Origin of the sequence: Flagellimonas baculiformis, from assembly GCF_033441575.1 — a bacterium.
Classification (GTDB): domain Bacteria; phylum Bacteroidota; class Bacteroidia; order Flavobacteriales; family Flavobacteriaceae; genus Flagellimonas; species Flagellimonas baculiformis.
Genome location: NZ_JAUZVW010000002.1, coordinates 229,636 through 245,669, shown reverse-complemented (window position 1 = coordinate 245,669; position 16,034 = coordinate 229,636). Strand labels below are relative to the sequence as shown.

12 protein-coding genes are annotated in these 16,034 nt (G+C 47.4%); 5 read left to right on the top strand and 7 right to left on the bottom strand.

The genetic code is table 11. The features are described 5' to 3' along the window. Window positions 1–84 precede the first annotated feature (84 nt). Window positions 85–1,509 carry a Gfo/Idh/MocA family protein gene (locus tag SD450_RS03765; RefSeq protein ID WP_318343299.1) on the top strand — a complete coding sequence of 475 codons (1,425 nt, stop codon included), beginning with the start codon at window positions 85–87 and terminating at the stop codon, window positions 1,507–1,509. A gap of 175 nt (window positions 1,510–1,684) precedes the next feature. On the opposite strand, the gene SD450_RS03760 is transcribed toward SD450_RS03765, so the two are convergent. The 7 genes from SD450_RS03760 to SD450_RS03730 all read right to left on the bottom strand — a co-directional run bounded on the left by SD450_RS03760 (window position 1,685) and on the right by SD450_RS03730 (window position 11,886). Next, window positions 1,685–2,758 carry a PA0069 family radical SAM protein gene (locus SD450_RS03760; RefSeq protein ID WP_318343298.1) on the bottom strand — a complete coding sequence of 358 codons (1,074 nt, stop codon included), beginning with the start codon at window positions 2,756–2,758 and terminating at the stop codon, window positions 1,685–1,687. Window positions 2,759–2,917: 159 nt separating this feature from the next. Further along, the gene (locus SD450_RS03755; RefSeq protein ID WP_318343297.1) at window positions 2,918–3,853 is read right to left on the bottom strand and encodes a hypothetical protein; all 936 of its coding nucleotides are present in this window, start codon (window positions 3,851–3,853) and stop codon (window positions 2,918–2,920) included. 262 nt (window positions 3,854–4,115) lie between these two features. After that, on the bottom strand, window positions 4,116–5,669 hold the full coding sequence (locus SD450_RS03750; protein WP_318343296.1) for a hypothetical protein: 1,554 nt from the start codon (window positions 5,667–5,669) through the stop codon (window positions 4,116–4,118). Between the two features lie 25 nt (window positions 5,670–5,694). Then, window positions 5,695–6,477, bottom strand: a complete 783-nt coding sequence (locus tag SD450_RS03745) for an enoyl-CoA hydratase/isomerase family protein (protein ID WP_318343295.1) — start codon at window positions 6,475–6,477, stop codon at window positions 5,695–5,697. A gap of 43 nt (window positions 6,478–6,520) precedes the next feature. Beyond that, complete coding sequence (locus SD450_RS03740; protein WP_318343540.1) at window positions 6,521–7,936, bottom strand: sensor histidine kinase; 1,416 nt, start codon at window positions 7,934–7,936, stop codon at window positions 6,521–6,523. Window positions 7,937–8,112: 176 nt separating this feature from the next. Then, complete coding sequence (locus tag SD450_RS03735; RefSeq protein WP_318343294.1) at window positions 8,113–8,661, bottom strand: CopD family protein; 549 nt, start codon at window positions 8,659–8,661, stop codon at window positions 8,113–8,115. Window positions 8,662–8,751: 90 nt separating this feature from the next. After that, the gene (locus SD450_RS03730; RefSeq protein WP_318343293.1) at window positions 8,752–11,886 is read right to left on the bottom strand and encodes a WD40/YVTN/BNR-like repeat-containing protein; all 3,135 of its coding nucleotides are present in this window, start codon (window positions 11,884–11,886) and stop codon (window positions 8,752–8,754) included. A gap of 104 nt (window positions 11,887–11,990) precedes the next feature. Between SD450_RS03730 and SD450_RS03725 the strand changes: the two genes are divergently transcribed. The 4 genes from SD450_RS03725 to SD450_RS03710 all read left to right on the top strand — a co-directional run bounded on the left by SD450_RS03725 (window position 11,991) and on the right by SD450_RS03710 (window position 15,946). Next, on the top strand, window positions 11,991–12,779 hold the full coding sequence (locus tag SD450_RS03725; protein WP_318343292.1) for a 3-keto-disaccharide hydrolase: 789 nt from the start codon (window positions 11,991–11,993) through the stop codon (window positions 12,777–12,779). Window positions 12,780–12,795: 16 nt separating this feature from the next. Beyond that, window positions 12,796–14,220 carry a Gfo/Idh/MocA family protein gene (locus tag SD450_RS03720; RefSeq protein ID WP_318343291.1) on the top strand — a complete coding sequence of 475 codons (1,425 nt, stop codon included), beginning with the start codon at window positions 12,796–12,798 and terminating at the stop codon, window positions 14,218–14,220. A gap of 23 nt (window positions 14,221–14,243) precedes the next feature. Further along, a complete protein-coding gene (locus tag SD450_RS03715) occupies window positions 14,244–14,684 on the top strand; it encodes a YybH family protein (RefSeq protein WP_318343290.1) in 441 nt (146 codons plus the stop codon). A 122-nt stretch (window positions 14,685–14,806) separates the two neighbouring features. Then, window positions 14,807–15,946 (top strand): SPFH domain-containing protein, encoded by a 1,140-nt coding sequence (locus SD450_RS03710; protein WP_318343289.1) that lies wholly within the window; start codon window positions 14,807–14,809, stop codon window positions 15,944–15,946. Window positions 15,947–16,034 lie beyond the last annotated feature (88 nt).

The window sequence follows — 16,034 nt, the reverse complement described above, 5'->3', positions numbered from 1 at the left end:
CACAACATAATGATTTTTCAGTTGGCCTTGGACAATAGCACTTTTTTGTATCTTGTGATGGACATTTAAATCAAACTAAACAAAATGCAAAGAAGAAAGTTCCTAAAAAATGCCGCGGCCGGCTCGGCTGCGTTTTCCATTGTCCCTAGCTATGTTCTGGGCAAGACCCATGTACCCCCCAGTGACACCTTATATGTAGGTGCCTTTGGTGTTGGTGGTAGGGGAAATGGTGTAATCCAAGGATTGAACGCCACAGGCCGTGTCAAATTTGTTTCGTTCTGTGATGTGGACGATAGAAGGGCAAAACCTACCTACGAACTTTTTCCGAACGTAAAACGATATAAAGATTTCAGAAAGGTCTATGATGAGCAACTGAAAGATATCGATGCCATAATGGTCGCCACGCCCGACCATACGCATGCCACCATAGCACTTCCGTTCATGCGGGAGAAAAAACATGCCTATGTTGAAAAACCATTGACCCACAACATCCACGAGGCCCGCTTGATGACCCAAGTGGCCAAGGAAAAAGGCATTGTGACGCAAATGGGAAACCAAGGTGCTTCCAGCGATGACAGCCGTATTGCCCGTGAGTGGGTGGAGTCTGGGGTCATCGGGAAAATACACACCATTGACTGCTGGACCAACCGCCCTGTGTGGCCACAAGGTGTGCCCAAGCCCACCCAAAAAGATCGTATCCCCAAGGAACTGGATTGGGACCTTTGGTTGGGCCCTGCGGCCATGAGGGACTATAACGATGCCTATCTTCCATTTAAATGGAGAGGGTTCTGGGATTTCGGAACAGGGGCATTGGGTGATATGGGCTGCCACATCATGGAGACCCCTTTCAGTGTTCTGGACCTTGGATATCCTACGGAAGCAGAGGCCAGTTGCACCACGGTTTGGGTAGATGATTTTGTGGAGGCCGATTATAGCCATTCCTGCCCTCCATCATCCAAGATCCACTTGAAATTTGAGCATGAAGAGCACGGAGACATCGCCCTGAATTGGTATGATGGTGGCCTTAAGCCCGATTTACCGGATGAACTGAAAGATGGGGAAACCATTGGCGATACCGGTGGGGGAACCATTATGTATGGCGATAAGGGTACTTTGATTTGCGACACCTATTCCAGAAACGCACGTTTGTTGCCTTCCAACATGATGGACCTCTACAAGTCACCTGCTCCAAAATACCCCAGGATTCCAGGTGGAATGGATGGACACATTGCCAACTTTGTGGATGGTTGCCTGAACGGTGCGGCCACTTCATCCAACTTTGATAAGGCAGGTAGGTTAACGGAAACCGTGCTCATGGGGAACTTGGCCGTACAAGCCTATCAATACAAGGAACTGAAGCCTGGAAAAACGGCCAGGGATTGGGATCCATACGATTCTCCCGGAAGAAGAAAACTATTGTGGGACGGTGAGAACATGAAGATCACCAACTATGACAAGGCCAACGAGTGGGTAACCCGCGACTATCGAGAAGGGTGGGAACTGAAGTAAGCCTTCCCTATTAGAACCTGAAAGGTTCCCCTCTGTCAATTCGAGCCTGCCTTTGTCGGCAGACAGGCGCAGTCGAGAATTTCAATAGATTTCGACTGCGCTCAATCTGACATATTACACAATCTGTACCCACATTTTAGCAATACAAGTAATGGTTGTTCATTGCCATTTTACTTCAGAACAACCTCATCTGGCCATCCTTGTATTGCTCATGGAGTTCCTTGTTCAGGATTGGAAATTTTTTGTCCTTGAAATATTTTTGACGGGCCAATCGGGCCATATCGTGTATCTGTGATGCAATCTTGCCCTCACCCCTGTTCCGAAGTCCAAACCGACTGTCGTTTATGGTGCCGCCATGGCATTCCTGAATCTGATGGAGTACTTTTTCGGCCCTGTCCGGCATGGCCTTTTTTATCCAGTCCGTAAAAATCTGGCCAATGGCCCCATTCAATCGTACCACGGTGAATCCAAAGGAAAGGGCACCGTGTTCCGCCACTGTTTTAGCCAATGGCAATAGTTCATGGCTGTTGATACCCGGAATCATCGGGGCCAGCATGGCATTCACGGGGATGTTGTTCTCGGACAAGACTTGGATGGTCCTCAACCTTTTTTGGATGGATGCCGTCCTGGGTTCCAGTTTTCTTCTTGTTTGTTCTGAAAGCGAGGTGACGGATATGTTCACCGCCACCAATTGATGGGCATTGAGTTCTTTTAAAACATCCAAATCCCGCAATACCAAGGCATTTTTGGTGATGATGCCGACGGGATGCCTGTATTTCAAAAATACCTCCAGACATTTTCGGGTAATCCCGAATTGTTGCTCGGCGGGTTGATAGCAATCCGTGTTGCCCGACATGACGATGGTCTGTGCCTTCCAGTTTTTGTGTTTTATCTTGGCTTCCAGCAGTTCGGGGGCGGATTTTTTCACCAAAATCTTTCGTTCAAAATCCAATCCGGCGCTGTATCCCCAATATTCATGGGCATTTCTTGCATAGCAATAGATGCAGCCATGCTCACAGCCTTGGTAGGGGTTCATGGAGAACATCATTCCCACATCCGGACTGTCCACTTTGTTCACTATGGTCTTTGGGAAAATGGGAATGTATTGGGTCTTGTTATTTTCGGCCTCCTCACCTTCTATTCTACAAAACTCCAAAAAGTCCTCTCGCATCTCATACACATGTTGCAGAAATTTATTGGGCGTGTTTTTTTGTGCGCCCCTGCCTTTAAGATAATCATCGGAAGACATAAAATAGGATTTATTCCAAATTTATGGATTATATCCTATCATCAAGGTTCTGAATTGTTAAACCTGATTGTTAAAAAAAGCCGGACAATGTCCGGCTTTCTGTTTAATGGTTGGGTCGCGTGCCCCACAAAGGGGAATTTTATCAGTCCTTTTTATTTTTTAATTAGTCGCCTTCGTTTCAAGATAACGATACAATGGTGCCATTTTTTCCTCTTTTGTAAGACTTTCCCATTCCGTTTGCTTAGAGTTTGCAACTGAATTCTTGGCGGTGCCTGAATCAGCCTTCTCTGCTTCTATCACCAAAAGTGGCCTAAGGTCTGCTGCTTCAAACTCACTTGAAGCAAAGGTTACTATTCCTGATCCACCAGGATGTTGCAGTCTTATCCGGAACCCTTTGTTTGTATTGTCATTACAGATCCAATTGACCACAGTCTGCCTGGGCAAAGGAATGGCCAACCATCCTGGAGTTGCTTGTGCTGTGCCTGTTACGGGGTATGTTAAAGAATAAGAATCTGAATCTGGGAACGGTCCCGCCCATTCGGAACTTCCAGCACCTTCTGAAGGCCATAGCTCAATTTGGTTTGCCGCTGTCCAACTGGCATCCGCCTCTGAAAACAAGGGGTCACTACTGTTGAAGAAGCCAAAATTGAATTGCAAGGGGAATGCATTTGTTTCATAATTGGTAATGTACAGGTACAGAACAGCCCGGTTTATATAAAGACCCTCCTCGCAATCACTGCTCCCATCCAGTAGGGAACCGGTAACCTCTTCAGAAATGCCATCAAAGCGCATAAGCGAATGAATGGTCATACTTTGATTATTGGAGTTAAAGCCAATGGCCAACTCAGGGCTCGCGTAGTCAAAGTCTTCACTTTCGCTAATGGATATATCCTTCGCACCGTCATAGCCCTTAAAACCTTTCTGAAAGTAAAAATCCTGAACTGGATTGTCTTCCCCCGAAAGGCCCTGTTCTCCTTGTTCACCTTGCGGGCCTTGCTCTCCTTGTGGGCCCTGTTCACCATCCTCTCCAGAACAAGATGTAAATACGATTGCTATGGTAAGCATCGTCATAGTCAATAATCTAAATGATTTCATATTAATTTTATTTATAGGGTTATATGTGCCAAAAATAGGGAGGTATACCATCAGATCGGCCCACGAACTAACGTATACCCACTATGGGTTGACGAATGGCCTATTACAATTGATAGATGAAAATGTATGAGAGAATATTCTTACTTTTTTGATAAAAAGTAGTTTAAGATCCAGGGCAAAGTGAAAGTAAACGGCCCGGACATCCTGAATTGGACATCGAATCCCAATCATGAATACCTAACCTAAACAACGTAAATACGCTTTAATTGAAGCCTACCTTCACCAATTGTTTTTTGCCGCCTCTTTTGGCGTAGAAGAGCATATTGCTTTCCCCTTCGTCCTTTAAGGGTTTGGAAACCATAAGGGGAAGTCTGGCCTCTTGCTGGTCTATGATCTTTTCATAGTCCATGGTGCCGTTCTCATCCAAAGAGATCAAGAACACGTTGCGGTTCCGGCTGAGGCCCTGTTTGAAGATGAGGCGTTCGTTGTTGATGAGTTGCGGGTTTTCTGCGGCGGTACAGATAAAGAAATAGGTCTTGCCATCCTTGCAGTACGAACTGTAGGATGCATAGGCCCCATCCCCCTGTGTCACCTCGGTCTTGTTGATGTTTCTGGCCCATTCCATATTCCCGTCGGCTCCCAGCTTCACGCTCACAATGTCGTTATGGTGGTAACGCTCGATCTTTACCCTTTGTCCTGCCCCGGTGACTTCCATTCCGGTAGTGACAAAATACTCCTCCGCGTTGAAGAAAATTTCATTGTTCTGGGTAATCTCTACCCCCTTGAACACCAAATTCTTTACGACCTCGTCCCCTTCGCGTCCAAACTTGTCGTTCATGAACTGCTCAGAAAACGCATTGTATTTTTGGGATCGGATGTTGAGTGAGGAAGGATCGACCTCAAAATAAGCGATGCCATTGTAACGATTGTCCTTTCGATCGGCATAGAAACCAACGCAGACAAGTTTGTCGTTTAGGATGATGGGGTACAGCCCTTCGGGATATTTACCAGGGTCCACAAAAGATTGGGTCTGGCTCCCGCTTTGCGATACTTTCACAAGTTCATATTGGAACTTTCGTTCGTCCACCTGAAATCGGTTCCTTTTGAAATACGCCTTGCCAATGATATAGGCCGTTTGCAGGTCCGAAGTGATGGCCACGCTCTCAAAGGCATAGTTCTTTTCCTCGATCTCTGCGGAAAAATCATGCTCAAATCGTTTGTTCAGGGCAGTATCGAACAAGTGGATGATATGCTTGTTGTCCTTTCCCTTTTTGTGGTGTGTGCTTATGATGAATCCTGTTTTTTCCTCATTGAAAAGAATGGCGGTGGAAAATCCATTGGAAAAATTACGGTTGTAAAAATTTTTGCCCACAGGGTCATTGACCTGTTCGGATGCAATGGAAAGCAACTGTTTGGTGCTGAAGTTAAAATCGATGATGGGACTGGTGTGCACCCAATATTCGTATTGGCCCCGACCTTCGTTATAGTTAAGGAACAATAGGTTCAATTGGCCATTTTTGAAGAACCCTTCCACAAACTCCTGGTCCTTGAGCTTGTAATTGTATTCATTGACCAGTTCCAGGTCACTGTTATAGTGTTCGATAAGATACCCCTTGGGCCTTAAAATCAGTCCTTGGTAATAGGCCCGGACCAAAAGATATCCTCCTGTCCCATCCTCATCAATGGTCATCAGGTTGGAATAGCGGTACCGATCGTTGTATTTTTCTCCGAAATCATAGGTAACGGGCATTTTCTGGGCAACGGTCACCATTGCGAAGAACGCAAAGCAAAGTAGAAAAAACTGGTTTCTGGTCATGGTTTGGCTTAGTTGGGGCCAACGGTCACGATCCGGGGAAATCTGCCTGACGCTTTTCCAAAAAGGCGGATGTCCCTTCCTTGAAATCGTCGGTGCCAAAACAATGGCCAAAGGCATCAATCTCCGTGGCATAGCCATCGGCATCATAGCTAAAACCAGCATTTACCGCTTTTATTGCATGTTTGATGGCCACAGGGGAGTTTTTCGATATCCTGCCCGCTATTTTAACACAAAGGGGCAACAGTTCCTCTTGCGACACCACATGGTTGACCAATCCGTAGGCAAAAGCCTTGTCGGCATCGATCATCCCTGCGGTCAGGATAAGTTCCATGGCCCTGCCCTTGCCGATGAGCTGTGGCAGGCGTTGGGTGCCGCCATACCCTGGAATCACTCCCAAGGACACCTCTGGCAGTCCCATTCTCGCATTGCTGCTGGCCACCCGAAAATGACAGGCCATGGCCAACTCCAAACCACCGCCCAGTGCAAAACCATTGATGGCGGCTATCACCGGGGTGGACAGGTTCTCCACAAGGTTGAACAGGTTCTTCTGTCCCATGGCGGCCAATTGGCGGCCCTCCTTGACGGAAAAGTGGGCAAATTCGGAAATGTCGGCACCGGCCACAAAAGCCTTTTGTTCGCTACCGGTAATAATGATGACCTTGATATCGCTGTCCTCGTCCAACTCCTTGAAGGCGACATGAAGCTCCTCAATGGTCCTTCGGTTGAGTGCGTTCAATTTTTTGGGCCTATTGATGGTGATAATGGCCAAATTGTCCTCTTCTTCGATGTAGATGTTTTCGTAGTCCATGTATCTCTTTTAGAAATGGCCCTAGACAGACCGGTTCTTGAATTTATTTTCGTTGTTGTTTGGGGAATTTGATGGTAAAAACCGTCCCCTTGCCCTCTTTTGAAGTAAAGGTAATGGTTCCGTTATAGTTTTCCACAATATTCTTCACCATTCCCAGACCAAGGCCCGTGCCACTTGATTTTGTGGTGAATTTAGGCTCAAATACGCGGTACCTCAGCCCATCTGGAATGCCTACTCCATTGTCGGCAACAGAGATTTTCACATACTGGTCCTCAGTGGCCACCGTGACCAATATCCGCGGTGATTCCACTTCCGGAACGGCCTGTATCGCATTTTTGACCAGATTGGTAATGACCCTGATGAGCTGGGTACGGTCCAGTTTGGCAATGATCTCCTCCTCATCGGCAATGAAGTGGATGTAATCCTCGTTGAAGATCTCCAAGGCCAGTTTTACGATCTTCACCACATTCAGGGTCTCGTTCTGTTGTGCGGGCATATCGGCAAAACTGGAGAAGGCCGTGGCAATGTTGCTCATGGTGTCTATTTGCTGCACCAAGGTCTTGGAAAATTCTTTTACCTTCTTTTGGATGTCAGGATCGTTCGGGTCGAATTTGCGCTCAAAACTCTGAACGGTGAGGCGCAATGGCGTCAACGGGTTCTTGATCTCGTGTGCTACCTGTTTGGCCATCTCCCGCCAGGCCTGCTCCCTTTCACTACGTGCCAATTTTACCGCGCTCTCTTCCAGTTCGTCGATCATCCGGTTATAGGAATCCACCAGTTTTCCGATTTCTTCACCCGGGTTTTCCAGATAGATCTTCTCATTCCTTCGGGTGAGGTTGGTCCTGTACATCTTATCCGATATGGTCTGGAGGGACCTTGTAATGTATTTTGATATGAAATAGGCCAGGACAATGGCCGCGATCAGCATCAGCAAATACACGCCCCCCAACCGGAAAAGAAATTCCCGCAGCTCCTTGTTGTTGAAGGTATTGTCCTCAAAATAAGGCAGGTTCATAATGCCAATGGGCTTGAACTTGGGGTCGTTGATGTAGGTATAAGTGGCTTGATAGTTATCGCCTGCAGCCCTTTTTTCCTCCACATATCTCTTGTCCCCACTGTCCCGAAGGTAGTTCAGGATCTTGGCATCCAAACAATTGGCGATGGAGTCCTCTTCAAAACTGGGCCGTGAGCTTTTGATGAGGTTGCCTTCCAGGTCATATATATTGAAGTTGACGTTCTGCACATCTGCGATCTTATAGATCTCGTCCCTAAAAATATGGCCAAGGTTTTCAGCAGTAACGGGATATGTGGTCTCTTTCAAGGTATAGGATATGCTCTGCAACACCTGTTCCTCCTTCCGTTCCAATCTATCGTTATGGTAATCCTTCCCCTGTTCCCTATACTGATAAATGGTGACGGCAACGATCAGAATGGACGCAATGACCACCAACATGATCATAGCGAAAAATATACGGGACCGTAAGGATAGTTTCTTGAACAAGCTTGCCGATTTGCGATAAAATTACACAATTATCAAGCCAAATGAGACATAAGAGCAAGTTCAAGTCTCAAGTGACAACTACAATTGAATCTTGTACTTTTGAACTTGTACTTGAGCTTGATACCTGAACTTTTCTAAGCATCCGGATTTTTATCACGGATACGTTTGTACAGTCGTATGCCCAACATCAATAAAATGGCCAGAACAAAAATGCCGATCACCCCATAGATCCAATTGAAGGCGTTTTTCAAAATGACCAAAAAAACCACGGCAAACAGGATGAGTGTCGCCCCCTCGTTCCAAATCCGCATAAATTTGGAGGTATATTTCACCTCATCGCGCTGCAATTGTTTGAATATCTGATGACACTTCAGATGATACATGAACAATAGCACCACAAAAGCCAATTTTACATGCATCCAAGGTTGTTGTAGCCATCCGGGCATCAAAACCAATAGCCAAATGGCGAAAACCGTACATAAGATTGCCGAAGGCCAGGTGATGATGTACCACAACCGTTTGGTCATCAACTTGAGTTGATCGGTGAGGATCTCTTTATCAGGTGATGGCTTTTGCCATGCCTCAATGTGGTAGATGAACAGTCGAGGGATATAGAAGAGTCCCGCAAACCAAGTGACCACAAAGATCAAGTGCAGCGATTTGATGTAGTTATAGATTTCCATTTGCTTGGCCCGATGTAATAGGAGTCAAAGGTAAAGGGTAGATAGCAGATATGAAACTATCATTTCCCTTTACCTTTTGTGCTTTTTGCCTTATTCCTCTACGGACAAATAGTTCAGTTTTAAATTGTTGAACTCCTCATTGAAGGCCGTGATCTCTTTGTCCACCAAAGTGTCAAAAGCGGTCAATTGCTCCTTTATTTTGGCAGAAAGCTCATTTTTTACCGCCATGTCCTGCTCGGTGGGTGGGAAATCATCAATGGCGACCAAACTGTTCAAGTGGCCCAGTTTGTTTGTCAATCGAATTGGGAAATTCAATGGGTCTTGATTGCTACGGTTTTTCGTCTGGTACAGTGCTTTCTCGATTTCCTCGAACCCTTCCTTCATTTTTTTGGCTTTTTCCACCAAGGCCTTGGTCGCTTCGTTGTCCTTGTATTGCTTTAGAAACTCGTCCAGTTTGCCGTTGATGTTCCTGATCTTTTTGATGGATTGGTGCGCCCTGTCCACGGTTTCGTTCACGTCGGTGATGAAATCGTACTGCTTTTGCATATCGGCCACACTCACTTCGGCACGTGGGTCGGGCAAAATGGTAAAATCGTGTGACTGGTTTTCCCCATTCACGTTCAAATGTACTTTGTAGGTGCCCGGAACTGCTTTGGCGCCATTCAGGTTGGCCCACCAGAGAATCATCCCCTCCAATCGCTCAGCTCCTTTTCCTCGGGTGTCCCAAACAAAAGTGTTGCCTCCTTTTTTGGCTTCCAGTTTTTTATCCTTCTCCTTTGCATAAGTGCTATAGGTTGCCAACGTATCCCCGTTCATTTTCGTATAGGTAAGGGCTATACTGTCCTTTTCCTGGACATCTTTTAGGTAGAAGTGGGTGATCACGCCGTTGGCGAGGTTCTGTCCTTCTGTCTTGGAAGGTCTTCTGGCCGCGTTGCCCTTGGTCCGGTAACTTTCCTTAGGTTGAAAAAGAACGGCATCCGCAGATTTTTTGGCATCGTTCAATTGGTGCAATACGGTAAGGTCATCGATTACCCAAAGGCTCCTTCCCTGGGTGGCCACAATCAAATTGTCGTCTTTGATGGTGAGGTCCGTGATGGGTACAATGGGAAGGTTCAATTGGAATTTTTCCCATTTCTGGCCATCATTAAAGGAAATGTACATCCCGGTCTCCGTCCCGGCATAGAGCAAACCTTTTCTTTTGGGGTCTTCCCGGACCACACGCGTAAAATGTTCGGCTTCGATGCCATTGGTGATCTTGGTCCACGTTTTCCCGTAATCGGTGGTCTTGTAGAGATAGGGTGTAAAATCCCCCAATTTGTATCGGGTGGCCGCTACATAGCAGGTCCCTTCATCAAAAGCGGATGGTTCAATGCTGTTGATCATGTTCCACTCGGGCATGTTCGGTGGGGTCACATTTTCCCATGTCTTTCCGCCATCCTTGGTCACATGGATAAGTCCGTCATCACTGCCCACCCAAAGCAGTCCTTCTTTCAACGGGCTTTCATTGGCCGCAAAAATGGTGCAGTAGTATTCCACACTGGTATTGTCCTGGGTGATGGGTCCTCCACTGGACACCAATTTTGTGGGGTCGTTCCTCGTCAGGTCACCGCTGAGCAGTTCCCAACTTTGGCCTTCATTGGTGCTCAAATGCACGTGGTTGGAGAAGGTGTAAAGCTTTTGGGGATTGTGTTTGCTGAAAATAATGGGGAAATTCCATTGGAAACGGTATTTCATGCCTTCCGCCCCATAACCCATAGGGTTATCCGGCCAAACATTGATGCCTCTCGTCGTCTTGTTCTTATGGTTGACACGGGTCAGGAATCCGCCATAGCTACCACCATACACAATGTCGTCGTTCGTAGGATCAACAGCGATATGGGCCGATTCCCCGCCAGCGGTTTCTTCCCAATCGTCCTCTCCAATCGAATTGTCATCACTTCGATAATTGATCCGCAAAGTGGAGTTGTCCTGTTGTGCCACATAGATGCGGTAGGGGAAAGCATTGTCCGTGACCACTCTATAAAACTGGGCCGTGGGCTGGTTGTAATAGGTGCTCCATGTTTCGCCGCCATCATAGCTGATCTGGGCTCCTCCATCGTCACCAATGATCATGCGTTGGGAATTTTCCGGGGCAATCCAAAGATCGTGGTGGTCGCCATGTGGTGCATTGAACGACTCAAAGGTCTTTCCACCATCCGTGCTCCTGTGGTAACTCACATTAAGCACATAGACCTTGTCCACATCCTCTGCATCGGCATACACCCGGGTATAGTACCATGCCCTCTGGCGTAAACTACGATCACTATTGACCAATGTCCATTTTTTTCCGCCATCGTCCGAGCGATAGAGTCCCCCTTTTTCCTTGTTCTCCACTATGGCCCATACCCTATCACTGTTCTTAGGGGAAACGGATACGCCGATGATGCCCAAGGTGTCTTTGGGGAAGCCTTCGTTTTTGGAAATTTCGGTCCAGGTTTCGCCACTATCGGTACTTTTCCAAAGGGCAGAACCCTCACCTCCACTGCTCAGACTGTATGGGGTGCGCTGTACCCTCCATGTGGACGCATAAAGAATCCGTGGGTTGTTGGGGTCGAAGGTCAAATCCACGGCACCGGCTTGGTCGTTCACAAAAAGGACCTTTTTCCAAGATGCCCCCCCATCTGTACTTTTATAAATCCCCCTGTCCTTGGCCGGTTTGTAGATATCGCCCATGACCGCAGCATATACGATATTATGATCTGTGGGATGAACCCGCAATCTTGGGATGTGTCTTGTGTTTTCAAGTCCAACGGACTTCCAGGTCTTTCCGGCATCTTCTGTTTTCCAGACTCCATAACCGGAAGAGACATTCCCACGGACCGTTTTTTCGCCGCCACCCACGTAGATCACATTGGGGTCGCTCTTGGCCACTTCAACAGCACCGATACTTCCCCCGAAGTAACCATCGGAAATGTTTTCCCAAGTGCGGCCCCCATCGGTGGTTTTCCAAACGCCGCCGCCAGTTGCCCCAAAATAGAACAGGTTAGGTTCTCCTGGCACTCCGGTCACCGCAGCCGAACGACCGCCCCGAAACGGGCCTATCAATCGGTACTCCAAGCTGGAATAGAGTTCTTCAGGATATTCAGGTCCGGTCTGGTTGTTCTTTTTTCTTTGGGAATGGGTCGGGCTGGTAAAAAGGACCACGGCAAGCATCAGCATACCGATTTTGGAAAAGCAAGTCTTCATGATTAAAGTGTTGAGTTAGTCTGGCTTAAATGTAATAAAAAAGGTATAAAAAAAGTTTTCCAATATTTCGTACTTTAACCCTCCAGATAAAAAACCTTAGTACTATGCAAAATTTGTTCAGGCTCGCCTTGCTATCCATCCTACTTGTGGCCTGTAAAAACCAATCGAAACAAACAGAGGAAACAACAACCGCCCCACCTGAAGAGAAGAAAGCCGAATGGGTCCACCTTTTTGATGGTACCAGTCTGGAAGGTTGGAGGGGGTACAATATGGATTCCCTGCCCCCCGGATGGACGATCAAGGACAGCATATTGACCTTTGATACCGAATTGGGCCTTGAACAGGATTATAAAGGTGGAAAGGACATTATCTATGGTGCCGAGGAGTTCGACAATTTTGAGCTCTATCTGGAGTGGAAAATCCCGGAAGGGGCCAACAGCGGCATTTTTTATCACGTGAAAGAAGGTTATGACGGCCCACCCGTAGTGGCCCCGGAATATCAGATCATAGATGATGAAAATTATGCGAACATCCACGATTTGACCGGATACAACTCGCAATTTGGTGCCGAGCACCCCGAACTGCTCCAAGATTGGCAGAAGACAGGGGCCGATTATGCCATGCATGTGGCGGACGATTCACAAAAACAATTGAACCCGGTCGGGGAATGGAACTCTTCCAAAATCGTATTTACCCCCGAAAAGGTGGAGCACTGGCTCAACGGCAAAAAACTCTTGGAATTTGTGCCCTGGTCCGAGGAATGGAACGCCAAGAAGGCCTCCGGGAAATGGGACAATGCTCCCGATTACGGAAAATTCAAGACAGGCTATATTGCCTTGCAGGACCATTCCAGTCCCATCTGGTTCCGAAACATAAAGATCAAGAAATTATAACCTCCAATACCAAACCATGAACAAACGAGAATTCATCAAAAAAAGCAGTGTGGGAGCCCTAGGGATCATGTTGGCGCCTTCTATTTTAAAAGCAGGTTTTCCAAAGGAAAAGTTACGAACGGCCCACATTGGGGTGGGCAATATGGGGATGGAGGACCTCAAGGCCATTTCATCGCATGCCGCGGTTGAGGTGGTGGCCCTCTGCGATGTGGATGCCATACATCTTTCCGCAGCACACAAAATGCACCCTGGAGCACGGGTGTTTTTTGACTACAGGGCCATGTTGGAGGAAATGGGCGACGAAATCGATGCCGTGATAGTTTCCACACCCGACCATACCCATGCGCCAGCTTCGTTGATGGCAATGAAGATGGACAAACCCGTGTACTGCCAAAAACCATTGACCCACTATGTTTCCGAGTCAAGGGAAATGAAAAAAATGGCGGCCGAAAAAGGATTGGTCACCCAAATGGGGATTCAGGTACACTCCTTCTACGATTATAAACTGGCCACCTTACTGATCCAATCAGGAATCATTGGCAAGGTGCACACCGTACATGCCTGGTCGCCCAAAAACTGGGGATACGATGGACCGCTTCCCGAAGGCAAGGATCCTGTTCCAGATCAATTGGATTGGAACCTTTGGTTGGGCACTTCCAAGGAAAGACCTTATAAAGATGGGATGTACCATCCGGGCAATTGGAGAAAATTGATGGATTACGGTTGTGGCACCTTGGGCGATATGGGGGTCCATATTTTTGATACCCCTTACAATGCCCTGCAATTGGATGTTCCCCGAACCATCATGACGGAGTGTAGGCCTACCAATGGTTTCGGTTTTCCTGAAAAAAACACGGTCACCTATGAATTTCCCGGCACCAAATACACCGGAAAATCCCTGAAATGGATTTGGTACGATGGTCCCGGCGCGCCTGAAATGCACGAAGACCTTTTGTTGCCCGGAATGGAAATGAAAAAGGACAAGAAATCGGATGATAAGAGCGTAAAAGACAAAATCTCACTGGATGCAGGCGTGGCCGCCGAAAATGAGCTTCCGGAACAGGGCGCCATGTTCGTTGGGGAGAAGGGTCGGTTGTTGTTGCCCCACTTCATGCAATTGCCCAGAAAGATCGTGAAGGGCAAGTATGTGGACATTTCCAAGGAGATTGCCAAGGTATCGGCGGCCAACAATATGGGCGAGCCCATCCGCAATTATGAGACCGAAGGGCCAAAACATTACCACCAGTTTGTGGACGCCTGTTTGGGCAAAGGGGAAACCACTGCCCCGTTCGATTATGCAGCGCGGTTGACCGAGACCATTCTTTTGGGCACCATTGCCGGACGTTTCCCTGGGGAGACCCTGCATTGGGATGCAGAAACCGCCCAATTCAAGGAGGAAAAGGCCAACAAATACTTGGCTGGGGATTATCGCAATTTTTAGTTGGATTCTAAAAAAATATCGACATGAAAAAAGTGTTGTGCCTGCTCTTTGTTCTGCCCTTGTTTTGCGTTGCGCAGACTACGGACGAACAGGAGGATAAGGACGCCATTGCGGAAGTACTTTCCGTGCAGCAATCGGCTTGGAACAATTACGACATTGAACGGTTCATGGAGACCTATTGGAAATCCGATGAACTTACTTTTTATGGAAGTTCCGGCGTGGTGAAGGGCTGGCAGAACACTTTGGACCGATACAAGAAAAGCTATCCGTCCAAGGACCATTTTGGCCATTTGGAATTCGTCACTAACGACATTTCCAAAATCAATGACGGTGCCTATACGGTGATGGGCGAATACCATTTGACCAGACCCGTGGGCAATTTACATGGTATTTTTATGTTGGTGCTCAAAAAAGTGGATGGGGACTGGAAGATCATAGCCGATACTTCGTGCAAGGTGGAGTAAGGATAAAATGAATATCTGTCCTCATTTCATCTTGTAACAAATTACTTCCATTTCACACTAATCTAATGGAAGTATTCCTCTTTTTTAATACATTGAAGGACAAATAAACTAAAAACACGACCATGGATATTTTTGGAAAGATCAAGGAAAAACTCAGTAACGAGTTTATCGACATTGTCGAGTGGCTCGACTATACCGATGACACCATTGCGCATCGCTTTGAGCGTTATCAAAATGAAATCAAGAACGGGGCAAAACTGATTGTCCGTGAAGGCCAGACCGCCGTTTTCATCAACGAAGGGCAATTGGCCGATGTATTCGGGCCCGGCACCTACGACCTCACCACCCAAAACCTACCTATTTTGGCTACGTTGAAAGGGTGGAAATATGGTTTTAACTCCCCTTTTAAAGCGGAGGTTTACTTTGTAAACACCCATCTGTTCACCGACGAAAAATGGGGCACCAAAAGTCCCATCACCTTGAGTGACGACCGTTTTGGCCTTGTGGAGATCAGGGCATTTGGCACCTACGCCTTTAAGGTGTCCGATGCCGGGAAGTTCATCAAGGATATTGTGGGCACGGACAGCAACTTCACCAATTTCGAAATCAACGAGCACCTGAAGAGCCTGATCGCTACCCGCTTTACCAATACGGTGGGCAAGGCCAATCTTCCTATCGAACTGTATGCAGCGAACACCACTGAACTTTCCGATACCTGTCGCGAGGTGATGGCCCCGGAATTTCAGTCGGTGGGCATTTCCTTGGAGAAATTCTATATCGAGAACGTCTCCATGCCCGAAGAGCTCAAGAAAGAGATTTTCGAGTATAGCCGCATCGACAAACTGGACTTGGACAAATTGGCCAAGTTCAAGGCTGCCAAGGCCATCGAGGCCGCTGCCCAAAACGAAGGCGGAACCGCTGGTGCCGGAATGGGCATGGGTATGGGCTTTGTTCTAGCCCAACAAATGGGCAACCTAATGGGCGGTGGCACCCAAGCTGCACCCCAAGCCACAGGGCAGCCCACGGGTGGGGCCGTTCCACCACCAATGCCGGCACAGACTCTATATTATTATGCATCAAATGGGGTACAGCATGGTCCCGTAACCTTTGAGCAATTGCAATCTCTTTTTGCATCGCGCACCGTTAACCGTGACAGTTTGGTATGGAAACAGGGCATGGCCGCTTGGACCGCCTTGAAGGATGTGGAGGAACTGAAATCGTTCTTGGGAGGCAATACCCCACCGCCATTGCCAGGACAATAATTTTTACCTGTCACTCTGGGGAATGTGAAGTATCTCACTTCTATCGTAAACAACAGATTCTTCGCTTTGCCCAGAATGACACCAGCAA